Origin of the sequence: Pleomorphovibrio marinus (assembly GCF_003347495.1) — a bacterium.
Classification (GTDB): Bacteria; Bacteroidota; Bacteroidia; order Cytophagales; family Cyclobacteriaceae; genus Pleomorphovibrio; species Pleomorphovibrio marinus.
In genome coordinates this window covers 17,867-34,060 of sequence record NZ_QCXY01000003.1, presented here as the reverse complement: position 1 = coordinate 34,060, position 16,194 = coordinate 17,867, and the positions used below count along the sequence as shown (strand labels likewise).

At 44.7% G+C, this 16,194-nt stretch carries 9 protein-coding genes; 5 read left to right on the top strand and 4 right to left on the bottom strand.

What is annotated here, in order from left to right:
- Positions 1–5: 5 nt before the first annotated feature.
- The 5 genes from lepB to DB520_RS09320 all read left to right on the top strand — a co-directional run bounded on the left by lepB (position 6) and on the right by DB520_RS09320 (position 12,122).
- Positions 6–1,082, top strand: coding sequence for a signal peptidase I (gene lepB, locus DB520_RS09340; RefSeq protein ID WP_114749860.1), 1,077 nt, complete (start codon positions 6–8; stop codon positions 1,080–1,082).
- 351 nt (positions 1,083–1,433) lie between these two features.
- Complete coding sequence (locus DB520_RS09335) at positions 1,434–2,996, top strand: outer membrane protein assembly factor BamB family protein (protein ID WP_114749461.1); 1,563 nt, start codon at positions 1,434–1,436, stop codon at positions 2,994–2,996.
- A gap of 501 nt (positions 2,997–3,497) precedes the next feature.
- Positions 3,498–6,662: a SusC/RagA family TonB-linked outer membrane protein gene (locus DB520_RS09330; RefSeq protein WP_114749460.1), complete on the top strand. Its 3,165-nt coding sequence runs from the start codon at positions 3,498–3,500 to the stop codon at positions 6,660–6,662.
- Between the two features lie 12 nt (positions 6,663–6,674).
- Positions 6,675–8,429, top strand: coding sequence for a RagB/SusD family nutrient uptake outer membrane protein (locus DB520_RS09325; RefSeq protein WP_114749459.1), 1,755 nt, complete (start codon positions 6,675–6,677; stop codon positions 8,427–8,429).
- Positions 8,430–8,567: 138 nt separating this feature from the next.
- Entirely contained in the window at positions 8,568–12,122 is a 3,555-nt protein-coding gene (locus tag DB520_RS09320; RefSeq protein WP_232834904.1) for an FG-GAP-like repeat-containing protein, read from the top strand.
- 775 nt (positions 12,123–12,897) lie between these two features.
- On the opposite strand, the gene DB520_RS09310 is transcribed toward DB520_RS09320, so the two are convergent.
- From DB520_RS09310 to DB520_RS09295, 4 genes are all read right to left on the bottom strand, one after another.
- A complete protein-coding gene (locus DB520_RS09310) occupies positions 12,898–14,115 on the bottom strand; it encodes a serine hydrolase domain-containing protein (protein WP_114749457.1) in 1,218 nt (405 codons plus the stop codon).
- A gap of 99 nt (positions 14,116–14,214) precedes the next feature.
- Positions 14,215–14,967, bottom strand: coding sequence for a TerC family protein (locus DB520_RS09305; RefSeq protein ID WP_114749456.1), 753 nt, complete (start codon positions 14,965–14,967; stop codon positions 14,215–14,217).
- A gap of 157 nt (positions 14,968–15,124) precedes the next feature.
- Positions 15,125–15,652 (bottom strand): hypothetical protein, encoded by a 528-nt coding sequence (locus tag DB520_RS09300; protein WP_114749455.1) that lies wholly within the window; start codon positions 15,650–15,652, stop codon positions 15,125–15,127.
- A gap of 107 nt (positions 15,653–15,759) precedes the next feature.
- On the bottom strand, positions 15,760–16,119 hold the full coding sequence (locus DB520_RS09295; RefSeq protein ID WP_114749454.1) for a hypothetical protein: 360 nt from the start codon (positions 16,117–16,119) through the stop codon (positions 15,760–15,762).
- Between the last annotated feature and the right edge of the window lie 75 nt (positions 16,120–16,194).

Sequence of the window (16,194 nt, the reverse complement as noted above, 5' to 3'; positions counted from 1 at the left end):
AAATGATGAGCACGACTCCGAAGAAAAAATCAGCAACTAGGGAATGGGCAGATGCCCTTTTGTTTGCAGTAATTGCCGCCAGTTTGATTAGGTGGTTGTTGTTGGAACCCTTCACTATACCTACGGCCTCTATGGAAAAATCCCTTTTGGTGGGTGATTTTTTGTTTGTAAGTAAAATGCACTATGGTACAAGGATACCCAAAACCATATTGCAGGTTCCTCTTACTCACCAAAAAATATGGGGTACGGATCTACCTTCCTACTCCGATGCCGTCCAGTTGCCTTATTACAGGTTACCTGGTTTTTCCAAAATCAAAAGAAACGATGTGGTGGTGTTTAACTTTCCGGAGGAGCATTGGTATCCGGTGGATTTGAAAACCAACTACATCAAGAGGGCGGTAGGGGTTCCCGGAGATGTTTTGGAAATTAAGGACACACAGCTTTATATCAATGGACAGTTCGGAGACAACCCGGAACAAATGCAGTTCTCCTACGATGTACTTACCTCCCGCCAGCTTAATGCGGAGTTTTTTGACCAATACGGCATCAATCCCGACAGCTATTTTGGATTCTCGGACAATTCGGGATATTTGGTGTATGCCACCGATAGAGTCATTGAGGAGCTGAAGCAGGCATCGGTGGTTACCTCGGTGAAAAAAAGAACGAATAAATCCACCCAAGGAGATGGCAACATATTTCCTGATGGTGCCTTTTTTGGCTGGAACAAGGACCATTTCGGCCCTCTGGAAATTCCCGGAGAAGGTATGACCATAGAGCTCACCGAGGACAACATAAGGAAATACGGATACACTATAGAGAAATTCGAAAGATTGGATGACGTGCGGTTTGAAGGGAATGACCTTTATATTGATGGGGAAAAGCAAAGTCAGTACACTTTCAAGCAGGATTACTATTTCATGATGGGGGACAATAGGCACGATTCCCTGGATTCCAGGTTCTGGGGCTTTGTCCCAGAGGATCATGTGGTAGGAAAAGCCTGGTTTTTGTGGTTATCCCTCGAAAAACACAAATCCTTCATCAATAAAATCAGGTGGAACAGGTTCTTTAGGTCCATACATTGACGGTTTATTGGAAGCCTACTTAGCCATCAGGGGCACGGGATGATCGTGTTTGCCTGATGGCTTTCGTGTTTTATCTCCAATAATCAGCAATGTTCTTTCAGATTACCTAAACATATCTACTTGAATCGGAAGAGTGTTGAAGTGTTCTTTTTGTGAGGAAGTTGTATTGCGGCAATGGTAACAATTTTCATCCTCCCTGAGCTAAATTTTTTGTGGACATAAAAAACATCTCTTAGCTTTGAATGTTCAACGGCATATGTAGCAAAGGGCTTCCCGCCTTTTCTACCGAAATTTCCTTCTTAACAAAAGCCAACATACGTAGTTTTCGAAATAGACTATATTTAAACCATAATGAAAAACCCCAAATTCTATCAAAGGGCAAGAGTCATATCCGGGATTGTCCTGCTAGCCTTGCTGAGTATTGGAGCCAGTAAAATGGGTTGGTTTGGCTTAGTCAGTCGGTCAAAGGCAAGTGTTGCAGCTACTGTTCTTCATAAAATGGACAGGGTTCCGGATTGGGTTGCAGAAATGGAAGGTATAGGTACCTTTTCATCTCCCCGGGTCGCCGATCTAAATGGGGATGGGATAGGTGATATCATACTGGGTGCTGGAAGGCAGGAATTTCAATCTTCGGATACCGCAGTGATGGCACTGGACGGCAGGGACGGGAACCTACTTTGGCATCATTCCTCTACAGACCAGGTATTTGGCTCGGCTCTTCTCCATGATATTAACCAAGACGGCATACAGGACATTGTAATCGGAGGAAGAAATGGAATCCTCAAAGCCATCAACGGAAAAACAGGCACACTTTTTTGGGACTTTGATAAAATGGAAGCCCATATCCCCCTAATTAGGGAAAGGTATTTTAATTTTTATAACCCTCAATTGATACCGGACCTGGACGGGGATGGGGTGGAGGATATTATCGTTTCCAATGGAGGGGATGTACTGAAGCAACCTTTTGATCCCCATAGGCCGGAAGGCTACCTGATGGTGCTGAGTGCGGCTACCGGTGAGGTGTTGTATGAGGCCCGGATGCCGGATGGAAAGGAGACCTATTTTTCCTTAGCTGTAAAGCCTTCAGACAAACAATCTGATACTGAGATTCTCTTTGGCACTGGGGGGGAGACCCTGGGTGGGGGATTATACGTGACGAACTTGGATGCTGTGATACAAGGGGATCTAAGCGGGGCAAAGCAATTGGCTTATAGCGAGGAAAAGGGTTTTATTGCTCCTCCGATATGGGTGGATCTTACGGGTAATAATGAACTGGACGTTGTGGCGGCGGGAGTGGACGGTACCTGCTATGCCTTTGAGGGAGGCACAAAGAGAAAACTTTGGGAACTAGCAATTCCAGGAACTGAAATATATGCAAGTCCTGGCATTGGCTTTTTTACTGGTTCAGACACTCCGGACGTATTTATTTCTGCAGCCATCGGCACATGGCCGAATTTCACCTTTACCAAGCATGTAATGATAGAGGGTGGCAGTGGGAAACTTTCTTTTCAAGATACCCTTGGATATTTTCAATCCAGTTCACCACTAGCTATAGACTTAAACCGGGATGGCAGGGACGAGGTGATAATAAGTGTTAATTATGAGAATTTTGGAAAAGAAGGAAGAAAACTGTATACCAATACCCTTTTTGTAATTGATTTTTTGACTGCTAGTAGGTATGAGCTTTTGGAGCCACAGGAAGGCCACAATATTGCTTCCACACCTTGGATGGGGGATTTGGATAAGGACGGTTATTTGGATTTGGTATATTGCCATAGCAGCAACCCATATCATGGTTTTGCATTTGACAGAATGCGGGTGAATAGGATAAAAACAGAAGTGTTAATTCCCAAAAGGACGTTTTGGGGAGCTTATATGGGCAATGGTTATGATGGAGTCTTTTTAAAGAAATAAAACTAGGTTTCTAAATCCTGGGGGAATTTTTTTGATTCTAAGGATTAGATTGGTGAAGGATTCATGTAAAAGTTAAATTTTATTTTAAGTTGCTTTAATCATATGTTTTAGCTCTAAATTCAATTTTTTTTAAAAAGTGTTTTTTTATTATTTATAAAATTGTTAAAATTGAGTATTGGTTTGAACAAAAACTTATCATTTTGGTTTAAATCAAGATGGAAAATTTTATTTTCCATAAACCTAACTTACCATCTATAAACCCATAATGTAATGAAACAATTATTTACTTCTTCAGCATTATTTCTACTTTACGCAACCATTCCTTTCCTAAAAGAAAGAATCTTTTTTTACCTAGAATAGGATGTTTTCCTATTCCTAAGTAACTCTTACCCCAGCATTTGAAAAAAACGGATTAGCCATTTCATTGGACTTATTCAGGTGTGTTTATTCACGCGTGTAATATTTATATGTAATCTAGTTTAACCAATAAAATCTAACTTTATGTCGAGAATTTACAAAAAATGTAATGTAATTCTCCTGATTCTACTGTTTCAAAGCAGTATGTTGCTTGCCCAGCGAGAAGTAACTGGCAATGTAACTGATGAATTAGGAGATCCCCTTCCTGGGGCAGCGGTACTGGTAAAAGGTACCTCTACAGGGACGGTAACGGATATTGATGGGGATTATTCCATCGAGGTACCCGGAGACGATGCCGTATTAGTGTTTTCCTTTTTGGGATATCAAAACCTAGAGGTAAACGTGGGTGTGCAAAGCACTATAAATGTAAAAATGGATCAGGCAATCAGTGGGTTGGACGAGGTGGTGATCACCGGATATGGAGCCCAATCCAGAAGGGAGATCACTGGGGCGGTGACCTCCGTGGATAGTGAGGAACTTCTAAGGATTCCTGCCACCACCTTTGCGCAGCAGCTTCAAGGTAGAGCCGCAGGGGTTAATATTGTCAATGACGCCACTCCGGGTGGGGAGGCGACTGTCCGGATCAGGGGCTTTGGAACCATAGGGAACAACAACCCCTTATACGTGATCGATGGAGTACCCACCCAAAACCAGGGTAACTTAAATCCCAATGACATTGAGTCCATTCAAATTCTGAAAGATGCTTCCGCTGCTTCCATATACGGGTCTAGGGCGGCAAATGGAGTGGTTATCATCACCACCAAAAGAGGAAAAGTGGGTAAACCCAATATTTCAGTAAATGCATTTTATGGAACGCAGACTGCAGAAGGATCACCGGATGCATTGAATGCTGAGGAGCTAGGTAGGTATATCTTTCTGGCCAACACCTATGCAGGTAGGAGTACTGATCATGGCCAATACCGATATGGTCCAAATGGGGAAGTAATGATACCCGATTATGTGTTCCCCAGTGGTGCCATGGAAGGGGATCCGGGAGTAGATCCCAGTTTGTATGCACTGGAACCAGGAAATATCTATCCCATCACCCGCGCTGGGGATACAGACTGGTGGAGGGAGTCTACCCGTTCCGCACCCATCCAGAGTTATCAGATTAATGCCAGTGGTGGAACTGAAAACGGGAGGTATGCCTTGTCCCTCAATTATTTCAACCAAGAGGGCATCGTCAATGATGTCGGATATGAGAGGTATTCCCTGAGGGCAAACACCGAGTTTAAGGCGTTGAATAATAGGTTGACCGTCGGGGAAAACATGTCGGTTTCTTTCGATATCCGTAAAGGTGGTTTTGGGAACAACGATGAGCAGAATGCCGTTTCCAGTTCTTACAAGCAACACCCCTTATTACCTGTACGTGACATCATGGGTAATTTTGCAGGTAGCCGTGGTCAGAATTTGGGGAATAACTTTAACCCAGTGGCCATATTGTCGAGGCAACAGGATAACCGGAATTTCAGGATCAGGGGATTCGGTAATGTATATGCTGCCTATGACATTATGGAAGACTTGGAAATAAGGACCAGTTTTGGATTTGATGGGACCAACAGGCGGGGAAGGTTTTTAGGAAGACCTCAGCCTGAATATGTGGAAGGTAATTTCATCAACAGTTCTACGGCTGAGAATCAATACTCCCTTCAATGGGTATGGACCAATACTTTGAGTTGGACTAAGACCTTCAATGACGTACATAAGTTTGATGCCTATATTGGGACTGAGGCCATACAGGAATTCGGGGAAATTTTTGGAGCCAGCAGGCAGCGATTTGCATTTGAGACCACCGAGATACTTAGCTATCTCAATTTGGGGGATCCTACCACCGCCCAAAATTTTGGGGAGGTAAATGTGGACTACAGGTTGTTTTCCACCTTTGGGCAGTTTAACTATTCCTATGACGGTAAATACATGGCCCAGTTTATTCTCAGAAATGATGCTTCTTCCAGATTCCTTCAGGCCTCCAGAAATGCCACCTTCCCAGCATTTAGTCTTGGATGGAGGCTGTCTGACGAGGAATTTTTGGCCGGAGCAACATTTATTTCAGACATGAAATTGAGATATGGTTGGGGTATGACAGGTAATCAAGCAATTGGGGACTATAATGCCTATACCACCTATAGATCCAATATTTTCAATGCCGGATATCCCATAGATGGATCCACCACCAACCCTACGATCGGGTTTGACGCTGCCAGGTTTGGTAACCCGGATGCCCGTTGGGAAACCACCACTTCCAATAACTTGGGGTTGGACGTTGAAATGTGGGATGGCAAACTGTTCATGGAGCTTGACGTTTGGAACAGGGTGACCTCTGACATGCTTTTTGTTCCCCCTATAAATTTTGCCGCAGGTGATGCCATTGCACCGGCATTTAATGTGGGGCAAATGACCAACAGGGGATATGATATTAACCTTGGATACAGGGATCAAGTCGGGGATTTCAGGTACGATATTTCCGGTAACTTCTCGGTGTATAGAAATACCGTTGATAGATTGGACGAAAGTGAAGAAACCATCTTTTTTGGTAATACTTCCAGGGTTCCTGCGGTGACGATTACCCAGGCAGGCTTGCCGTTGTCCTCGTTCTTTGGTTACAATGTATTGGGTATCTTCCAGAGCCAAGAAGAAGCGGATGCATGGCCTCCTTACGAAAACTACAACGCCCCGGGCAAATTCCGTATGGAGGACGTAAACGGTGATGGACAAATCAATGATGCCGATCGTACTGTGATCGGGAATCCCCATCCGGATTTTGTATACGGGATAAATGTAAACCTTGGATATAGGAACTGGGATTTAAACTTGTTCGGTAACGGATCCGTGGGCAATGACATCTTTAATTATATCCGGTATTTTGCCGATTTCAATACCTTCCAGGGTAATCGTTCTACCCGAGCCCTTTACGAGGCTTGGCAGCCTGACAACCCAACGGGAACTACTCCAATCATGGATGCCAATGACCAAATCAGTAGTAGGCCATCCTCCTACTTTATTGAAGATGGGTCCTATTTCCGTCTCAGGAACGTGCAGTTGACCTATACCCTACCTCAGCCTGCTTTGGATGCCATTGGCCTTCAGGGTGCTTCTGTCTATTTCCAGGGACAAAACTTGCTGACCCTGACCAACTACACGGGGATGAATCCGGAGATTCAAACCAATACGGATAATACCCTTGGTTTTGACGGTGGGTTCATGCCGGTTTCAAGAAGCTTGATTTTGGGGTTAAACATCAATTTCTAATCTTAGACAACTATGAGTATATACAATAAATATAAAAAGTGGGGGGTAGGTGCTGCGGTAGCCGCAGGGCTGACCTTCGCTTGTAGTGATGATTTCTTGGAAACCGTGCCCCAAGGACAATTTAGTACGGTGGCTCTTGCCAATGCAGACGGGGTAGAAGGATTGCTCTTAGGAGCATACAGTATGCTCTCAGGGTTAGGTTTGGATGGACAGGCTGCCTGGGAGAACGATATCCATAATTGGGTGTTTGGCGGGATTGCTTCCGATGATGCCTATAAAGGTACGGATGCAGGGGATCAACCTGAACAGTCCTTTATCGAGACCTATGACTTCCAACCCACTAATGTTCACATAAGAAACAAGTGGCGAGGTGTATATAAAGGGATTGCCAGAGCCAATGACACCATGAACACCCTTCAAGAGGCAGAGGATGTTACACCCGAAAGAGCGGAACAGATCATCGCAGAAGCCAGGTTTTTGAGAGGTTTTTTCCATTTTGAGGCCCGAAAAATGTGGAGGGTTGTACCTTATATCAGTGACGAGGTGTATGACGTAAATGACTTGGAAAGTACTAAAATCCCCAATGACAGGGAAATATGGCAGGATATTGAAGCAGACTTCGAGGCCGCTATGAATGTGCTGCCCGAAACCCAAAGTGAGGTGGGAAGACCTACCCGATGGGCGGCTATGGCATTCTTGGCCAAGGCCAAAATGTTCCAAGGCTGGGATCAAAGCACCGGTGTGGCCAATACAGGCATATTGCAGGAGGCCAAGGAACTGCTAGACCAGATTGTTGATTCAGGGCAGTTCACCCTTGTGCCCGATTTTGAGGCCAATCACTTGGTAGCTCACCGAAACAACGAAGAATCCATTTTCGAAATTCAGTTTGCAATTACCAGTGCCAATCAGCAGGCCGCAAACGAAGGTGTTGGATTGGCACATCCCTATACTGATCCATGGGGATGCTGTGGGTTTTACCAGCCTTCCCAGAATCTGGTGAATGCCTATAAAACCACTGAAAATGGACTCCCCATGCTTGAAAACTTCAATGAGGAAAGTGTTACTTGGCAAGAGGAATACACAGGTCCTTTAGATCCTAGATTGGACCATACCGTTGGAAGACCTGGGATTATTTATAAGAATTTCAAAATTCACCAAACCGATTTTGTTAGGGATTTGGGGTATGCCGGTCCTTTTTCACCCAAAAAACACGTGGCAGAACCAGAAGCTCATGGAATTGGCGGATGGCAAAATTTATCCTCCAACAATTACCGCATCATGCGCTATGGCATGGTATTGCTTTGGTTGGCAGAAGCCGAGGTAGAACTTAACAATCTGGAAAGAGCTCGTGAATTGGTGAACATGATAAGAGAACGGGCAGCAAACCCAGACTTTTTTGTGCCAAGGGCCATTCAAGGTTCAGGACGAAATGACTTCACCATTGTGGAGGGTGAACCTGCCGCCAATTATGTGATTAGCACCTATGATGAAGCTTGGGGTGACCAGGAAACGGCCAGACAAGCAGTTAGGATGGAAACCAGGTTGGAATTTGCCATGGAAGGACATCGATTCTTTGATTTACAGCGCTGGGGAGTGGCTGCTGAAGTCTTGAACGAATACCTGTCGGTAGAAAGCACAAGAAGGACCTACCTTGCTGGTTTCTCGTTCAGGGAAAACAGGAATGAATATTACCCCATTCCTTTGGAAGCAATAGAAAGATCCTTTAGGGATGGTTCTCCTACCTTGACGCAAGATCCGGCTTATTAAAGTTGATAAAATGAAATGGGGCGAAAGCCCCATTTTTTTTGCTTTCACCATTTACTTAATCACAAGTATAGGGTTTGGTTAATTTTGTTAAATTTGTGACTTCCCGATTTGCAATACACCTATAAAACCTATCTGCATATGAGGTTGCATACTGCAATTTGTCACTACCATTGCCTGATGGCCGCTTTTGCAGGCATGGTCATGATTTTTATTTCAGGTTGTGAACCTTCACAGCCTACCCTATTCAAACAATTGTCCTCCTCCCAAACGGGAATTACCTTCTCCAATCCTATCCAAGAATCAGACACCTTCAATATCATGACGGAGGAGTTTATTTATAATGGGGGGGGGGTGGCAGTAGGGGACTTCAACGACGATGGCCTTCCAGACCTGTTTTTTTCTGGAAATGAGGTTCCCAACAAGCTGTACCTGAACCAAGGCAACATGCAATTCCTGGACATTACCGAGGTAGCAGGAGTGGCTGCTGCTGACAAGTGGAGTACCGGTGTGACCGTGGTGGACATCAATGGGGATGGGCTTATGGATATTTATGTAGGTGCAGCCATGAAAAAGGACTCCTTGGCCAGGGCCAATTTACTATTTGTCAACCAAGGCAATAACGATGATGGAATTCCGGTATTTGAGGAGAAGGCGGCTGACTACGGGATTGCGGATACGGGCTATACTATGAATGCCCTGTTTTTTGATTACGACAACGACGGACTCTTGGATTTGTATGTACTGAACAACCTCCTGGTAAACTTCCTTCCCGGAGTATATAGGGAAAAAATCACCGATGGGACCGCTGGCAATAATGATCAGCTCTATAAAAACAACGGAGACGGGACCTTTACAAACGTGAGCCAGGATGCGGGTATTCAAATTGAGGGTTACGGGCTGGGGGTCGCCATTGCCGACTTCAACATGGATGGATGGCCAGATATCTACGTGAGCAACGATTACCTCTCCAACGATATCCTGTATATCAATAACCAAGATGGCACTTTTTCCAATAATATCCGGGAATATATGCGGCATCAGGCCTATTTTTCCATGGGAGTGGACGTTGGGGATATCAATAATGATGGGTTAATTGATTTGGTGGCCTTGGACATGCTCGCCGAGTCCAATTTCCGTATGAAAACCACCATTAGTCAAAGCAATTACCAAAATTACGTGAACAATGAGGTATGGGGTTTTGAATACCAATACGTGAGAAATATGCTCCACCTCAACAATGGGCCAGGCCTCCCTTTTAGTGAGATTGGCCATTTTGCGGGGATGTTTCAGACCGACTGGAGCTGGTCGCCACTTCTGGTGGACGTGGATAACGATGGCTACAGGGACTTATTGGTTAGCAATGGCTATCCTAGAGACGTTACTGACAAAGATTTCACCAATTTCAGGGCAGATATGGGTTCCATAGCCAGCACGAAAATGCTATTGGATTCCATTCCAATTGTAAAAATCCCCAATTATGGGTTTAAAAACAACGGGGATCTCACCTTCTCCGACCGTAGTCAGGAGTGGGGATTGGGAGTGCCCTCTTTTTCCAATGGGGCAGTAGTGGTGGATTTGGATGGAGATGGGGATTTGGACTATGTGGTCAATAATATCAACCAAGAGGCCTTTGTATTCGAAAACCAGTTGAATCCAGGAACTGCAGAAAATCGAAATTACTTAAGGATAAAACTCCAAGGAACTTCCCATAACCCACAAGGCTTGGGAGCCAAAGTGGCTGTGCGGACTGCCGATGGGCAATTGCACTACCACGAGCACCACGTTTCCAGGGGCTTTATGTCCACAGTGGAGGATGTCCTGCATTTTGGGCTGGGTGAAGTCTCTGAAGTGGAGGAGCTGCAAATCTTCTGGCAAGAAGGTAGATGGCAAAGCATTAAAAATCCAGGCATCAACCAAGTCCTGACCCTTGATGTCCAAGAGGCAGAAGTAAGAAGCTTAACCTCCCTACCATTTCCCTTTACACCTGAAAAGGTAACCCCTGCTTTAATAGAAATTTCCGAATCATTGAACCTGAATTACTTACATGTAGAAAGGGACAGGATCGATTTTAATCTTCAGCGTACCCTACCTCATAAGCTTTCCCAATTTGGCCCTGCCTTGGCTGCTGGAGATTTAAATGGAGATGGCCTTGAAGACCTGGTGGTTGGGGGAGCTGCCGGGTATGACAGGCAACTCTTTATCCAAGGGGCAGATGGCAGATTTAGCCAAGCCAAATTTCCCCTTCCGGAGGAAAAAATAACAGAGGATATGGGCATGCTGCTTTTTGACTTGGACAATGACGGGGACCTTGACCTCTATGTGGTGAGTGGCAGTAACGAGTATGCCAGTGGCCATGAGGTTTACCAAGATAGAATATATGAGAATGACGGTGAAGGTAACTTTACTCTTCTCCCCAATGCCTTACCCCAACACACTGGAAGCGGGACAGTGGTGAGAGGGGCTGATATGGATGGGGATGGCCTTTTGGATTTGTTTGTGGGAGGAAGATCTGACCAGGGTCAGTACCCCATGCCAGGGGAAAGCCGTTTGCTCAAGAACCAAGGGGGTAAATTGGAGGATGTCACGGACAAATGGGCTCCGGAACTCAGAAATATCGGTATGGTCAACGACGCCCTATGGACCGATGTGGACAATGACGGACTGCTGGACCTTATGCTGGTAGGGGAGTTTATGACCATTACCGTATTCAAGAATGAGGGGGACGGATTTCGCAAACTCGCAAACACGGGCTTGGAAGATATGACAGGATGGTGGACGAGTATCACTGCAGGAGATTTTGATGGGGATGGGGATATGGATTATGTGATTGGAAACTGGGGGCTGAATAATTTTTACAAGGTAACTGAGGAAAAACCCCTCTTGATGTATGCCAAGGATTTTGACAACAACCAAAGTGTGGATCCCATACTATTCGCACATTTTAAAAACCAAGAAGGGAAATACCAACCTTATCCCGTTCATTTTTGGCAGGACTTATACGGACAATCCACCCTATTCAGAAAGCGTTTTCAAAACTACAAGGCCTATGGCAGGGCAGGAGTGGAAGAAGTGCTAACTCCCGAGGAGAGGGCAGGGGCTTTGAAACTTACCGCAAACCAATTGGGGAGCGTGTATTTGGAAAACAAGGGGGACGGCACCTTCGATTGGAAACTACTACCCGAGCCCGCTCAATTCGCCCCCATTTACGGCATGGTCAGTTCCGATGTGGACGGTGACGGCCATTTGGATGTGATGTTGGTGGGAAATGACTATGGCAATGAGGTCTTTTCGGGAAGGCTGGATGCCCTTACCGGCTTATGGTTAAAAGGGGATGGATCCGGGGAGTTTGAGGCCATTGGAAGCTATCAAAGTGGTTTTGCCGTGCTTGGGGATGGAAAAGCCCTCGTGGAATTGGCCAGGGACAAGGAACCCCCACTTTTTATTGCCTCCCAAAACAGGGGTAAATTAAGGGTGTTTACCTCAGAAATTGCCAATCATACTGCTTATTATGATCCCAGGCCTACGGACAAAAAAGTCATCATCCACTTAAAAAGTGGAAGGGAGCTTCATAAGGAATTGTACCATGGATCCGGATTCCTTTCACAGTCCAGCCGACAAATAAACCTTCCAAAAGATACCGAGGCATTGACGATTATAGACTTCAAAGGAGAGGAACGAAAAATTAATCCTTAATTTTTTAAAGGGCATTAAAACTTTTTTTGGGTAAATTTCATCTTTAGGGCTAAGAGACCTTAGCCAGGAGGAAAGGGATGATAAGGTAAGGTCACTTTACCCTCTTTTTCTCAATGAGCTAGAGGATAACTTGCTAAATTATGGTAAAACTATCAAAAGCTTGGAACCCGAGGAGCTATTGTTCCTCACAGTTAACCTCACTGAGTGCTCAGGTTGTAATCTTCCGAATACTCTAGAAGTGTCCATCAAAGCGGGGGATTTGCAGGAATATAACCTGGGAAAAATAAGCAAGAAAACAGCGCAAGGCCGCATTAGGGTCATGGAGTTGAGGGAGTGAGGTTGATCCAATTTTCTTGACATAACCCTCCCCAAAACAAGGGAGTTGCGCTTGTGGTCGTTTTGGGAACCCATGAATGGGCTCAAATTTATCAAAAACCACATTTTAAGTGTGCTTTTCAGTAGCCCGGGGTTTTAACCCCGTGGTTAGGAACGAAACGCCGAACCCAGTTTTGGCCGCAAGAATTGCCCTTTGTGCCAACACCTTTCCGCCAAAACCTATCAACGGTTGCCCTGCAATTTCTATCGTATAAGTCAGGTTTGGGTTGCATCAAAAAACCACCGGAGAATGAATCCATTTTCTACCGGAAACAAATCACACAGTCTCTAAGTCACTTAGTCTCCCAGTCACTAAGCATCCTCTTTTTTTCGAAAATAATGGAATGCGGGGTTCATTTTCTTACATAAACACATCACCCCCTCTCTAAGTCTCCTAGTCTCAATTTTCCGGCAAGCTCTCCAATACCCTTTTTACCAACTCCCCCTTACTTTCATTTTTGATCCACCGGGTTACGATCACCAGGTCGTTTTCCTGGTCCACGTAAACCATGTTTACTCCCGCCCCCAAGTGGAAAAAGGCAGACTCGGGAGCTGCCGGGATTTCTTGGCGATCAGTATTGAGCATAAAGTTCATAAACCCATAGGTAGGCTGCACTGGGGTGGGTGTCCTGGATTTGTGGATCCAATCCTCAGAAATGATTTGTTTGTCCATCCACCTGCCATTCTTCAAAGTCAAATAGCCAAAACGGGCCTGATCATAGGCATTGAGCATCATTCCACCACCCCAATGGGTACCCCCGCTTACGGCCTGCATAATTTGCCCGTCAATGACTACAAATGAATTTTCATACCCCGTCCACCGCCAAGTGGGACTGGCACCTATTGGATCCATCACCAGCTCCTTCAACACCACGGGAAGGGGCTTTCTCCATAGGTTCATGCAGGCCAAAGCCAATACATTTACCCTTGTATCATTGTATTTATAGCTGCTTCCCGGCTCATTCCTCTCTCTGTCCAGCCAATTTTTGCTGTCATTGTCGGGGCGGTCGGCCCAATCCGGTTTTCCCCATAAGGTACCCTCCCAGTCGGAAGTCTGCCGCAAAAGGTGATCCCATGTTATTTTTCTGTTGTGTTCCGTGTCAAAAAGCTCAAAACTGTCCTCCTCTTCCAGGTGATCCGCTTTGTTTACGGATAATTTATGAGGCTGGTAGGGAATAATGGGGGCCATATAGGGATAAACCAAATCATGCTCACTTTCGATTAAGCCTTTGTCAAGAGCAAGCCCCACTGTGGTGGACAGTAAACTCTTGGCCACGCTAAAGGTATGGTCCACACGTTCGGGCTCTCCCCATGTAGCTACAATGTACCCTTGGTAAATGACCAGACCTGTAGCGGGTCCTCTGTTTTTAAGAGGGCCGATGGGATAGCCAAAGGGTTCTCTTCCAAAGGCACTCAGGTAATGTGCTTTTTTTAGGTTTTTATCTGCCTCGCTTACCTCCTGAATGGCAAAATTCACCGCTTCGGACAATTTTACCTTATTCAACCCCAGGGATTCAGGGTCACGCTCCTCCCAATGTCCTTTTTGGGGAAAATATTCTTGCCCCAAAGTAGGGAAGCTTAGTAACAGTGTCAGTAGAAAACAGCCGATCTTAATCATGGTTAGGGTGGTTAAGGTTTTCTGCAAATTAGAAAATCATTTTGTATCCCAGTCCAAAGATTTTATTTTTTACCTTACCGAATGGGTAAAACGCCGTCTTTATTTCACCTTTTTCCTGAACCTGGGATTAAGCTTGACCTTTTGCTTTTCCGCATTTTTCCGCATCTTCATATTGACTATTTCTGTGCCCAAGGAAAAGAATACCGCGAAGTAGATATAGCCTTTGGGAATCTCCACATGGAAGCCTTCCACCATCAGCATAAACCCTATAAGTAAAAGAAAGGACAGGGCCAGGATCTGCAATGTTGGCTGCCCATTGATAAAACGGCTGATGCTGCCGGAAAATACCATCATGACTACCATGGCCACTACCACTGCAATGATCATAAGGGATACTTCGTTGACCAATCCCACCGCGGTCAATATGCTGTCAAAGGAGAAAATGATATCCAGCAGAATAATCTGTAGGATCACTCTTGTAGGGCTTGTGGCCGAGTTAGACTTTACTTCCTGGGGTTTTCCCTCCATTTTGTGGTGGATTTCCATGGTGGATTTAAAAAGTAAAAACAAGCCCCCTACGATCAGAATCAGATCTCTAAGGCTAAGTGAAAAACCAAAAATTTCAAGAAGGGGCTGGGTAAATTGGACAACCCAAGAAATCCCCAGAAGCAACAAAATACGAAATAGCAGAGCGAATCCCAATCCCAGGTTTCTTGCCTTCGCCTGCTGTGAATGCGGCAGTTTATTGGAAATGATGGAAATAAAGATGATGTTGTCCACACCCAGGACAATTTCCAAAAAGGTAAGGGTGAGTAAAGCAATCCAGGTCTCTGTTTGAAGAAATAGTTCCATGGGGATCCTCGCTGTTGTTCTTAAGTGAATAATGGAAAATCTAAAGAAACCATCTTCAGCTTGAAGACGGTTTCTCTAATTGTGTGGAGTTCATTAAAATTCCCTTCGTTTATTTTGTTCGGTAAAGGCCTTCTATGAATTCCACCTGAGTGCATGCTTATGCCTTTGACAATGAAAGGGCTTTTAAGGGATTTGCTGCCCCTATGGCTTCCTCGATGGACTTTTTCCATTGCTTAGCCAGCATTGCTTCCCCCGAAAGGTCTGAGAATTTGTTGCCATCATAGAATTCCAAGCGGTGCAATTCTTGTCCTTCTATTCCAAGTAACAGAAGGTAAACACTATCTAGTACTTTGGTTTTTTCCCCCTTGTTGATGTGTGCATGGTGGAAGTGTTCTTCTAAAAGAATCTGTGCCACCTCTTCCAAATCCAAAAGAGATGGAGGGATCGTCGACATATCAGAAGTGTATACTAGTTTGGCATTTATACTGTCCAGTCCAATAAAGTACCTTTTCCTCCAATTTTCCATTCTGTTCAAATTTAACCCATGGCTGTGGGCAAATTTTTCTATTTCTGCCAAGGCTCGGGACATTTGAAGGTTGCTTTGTCGAATGTGAAGATAAATTGGGGCAATAAAGGCCATAATCAGTACGATAGACACGCCTAAAGATATGAAATCTATATTCATTGTTTTATTAAAGGTTTTCCTCAATTCCGGAAAGGGAAAAGCAGGAGGTAGATAATTTAAAAATAAGGATCGGGCAAGACTTTAGCCCGTAAATGCATAGCAGCCTTTTACCAAAAAAAATGGGTTGGAAAAATTAAGTCCCTTATTCCAAGTTCCGGGATGATCTTTATGGACATGCTCAACGCATGCCTTATCCCAAGGGTAAAAGTTTCCTCTAGATAAAAATATGCGTAGGAAAGATAACCTGTGGGAAGCCATTTTGACAATAGGATTCCTGAAGTCGAGAATTTTGGGGAATAGCAAAGAAAGTGATTGTCTGAAATGACATTTTCCGCATAAAAACCGGCTTTTTCCTCTGCTTGATAGGTGTGCAGATAGGAGAAGGAAATAGAAATAAAACCCGCTCCGGTCAGCCCAAACCAACAGGCAAGGAAAATAGGGAGAAAACGCTTTTGATACGAATACATTGCCGGACACCGATATCAATTCAAGTGCCAATAAATTACAAATAGCAAAACTCCCTGCCAAAAAACCTGTATTTA

Coding starts and splice junctions, on each gene's coding strand:
- DB520_RS09310 (WP_114749457.1), bottom strand. CDS start 14,115: ATGATTAAGATCGGCTGTTTTCTACTGACACTGTTACTAAGCTTCCCT.
- DB520_RS09330 (WP_114749460.1), top strand. CDS start 3,498: ATGTCGAGAATTTACAAAAAATGTAATGTAATTCTCCTGATTCTACTG.
- DB520_RS09305 (WP_114749456.1), bottom strand. CDS start 14,967: ATGGAACTATTTCTTCAAACAGAGACCTGGATTGCTTTACTCACCCTT.
- DB520_RS09335 (WP_114749461.1), top strand. CDS start 1,434: ATGAAAAACCCCAAATTCTATCAAAGGGCAAGAGTCATATCCGGGATT.
- DB520_RS09300 (WP_114749455.1), bottom strand. CDS start 15,652: ATGAATATAGATTTCATATCTTTAGGCGTGTCTATCGTACTGATTATG.
- lepB (WP_114749860.1), top strand. CDS start 6: ATGAGCACGACTCCGAAGAAAAAATCAGCAACTAGGGAATGGGCAGAT.
- DB520_RS09295 (WP_114749454.1), bottom strand. CDS start 16,119: ATGTATTCGTATCAAAAGCGTTTTCTCCCTATTTTCCTTGCCTGTTGG.
- DB520_RS09325 (WP_114749459.1), top strand. CDS start 6,675: ATGAGTATATACAATAAATATAAAAAGTGGGGGGTAGGTGCTGCGGTA.
- DB520_RS09320 (WP_232834904.1), top strand. CDS start 8,568: ATGAGGTTGCATACTGCAATTTGTCACTACCATTGCCTGATGGCCGCT.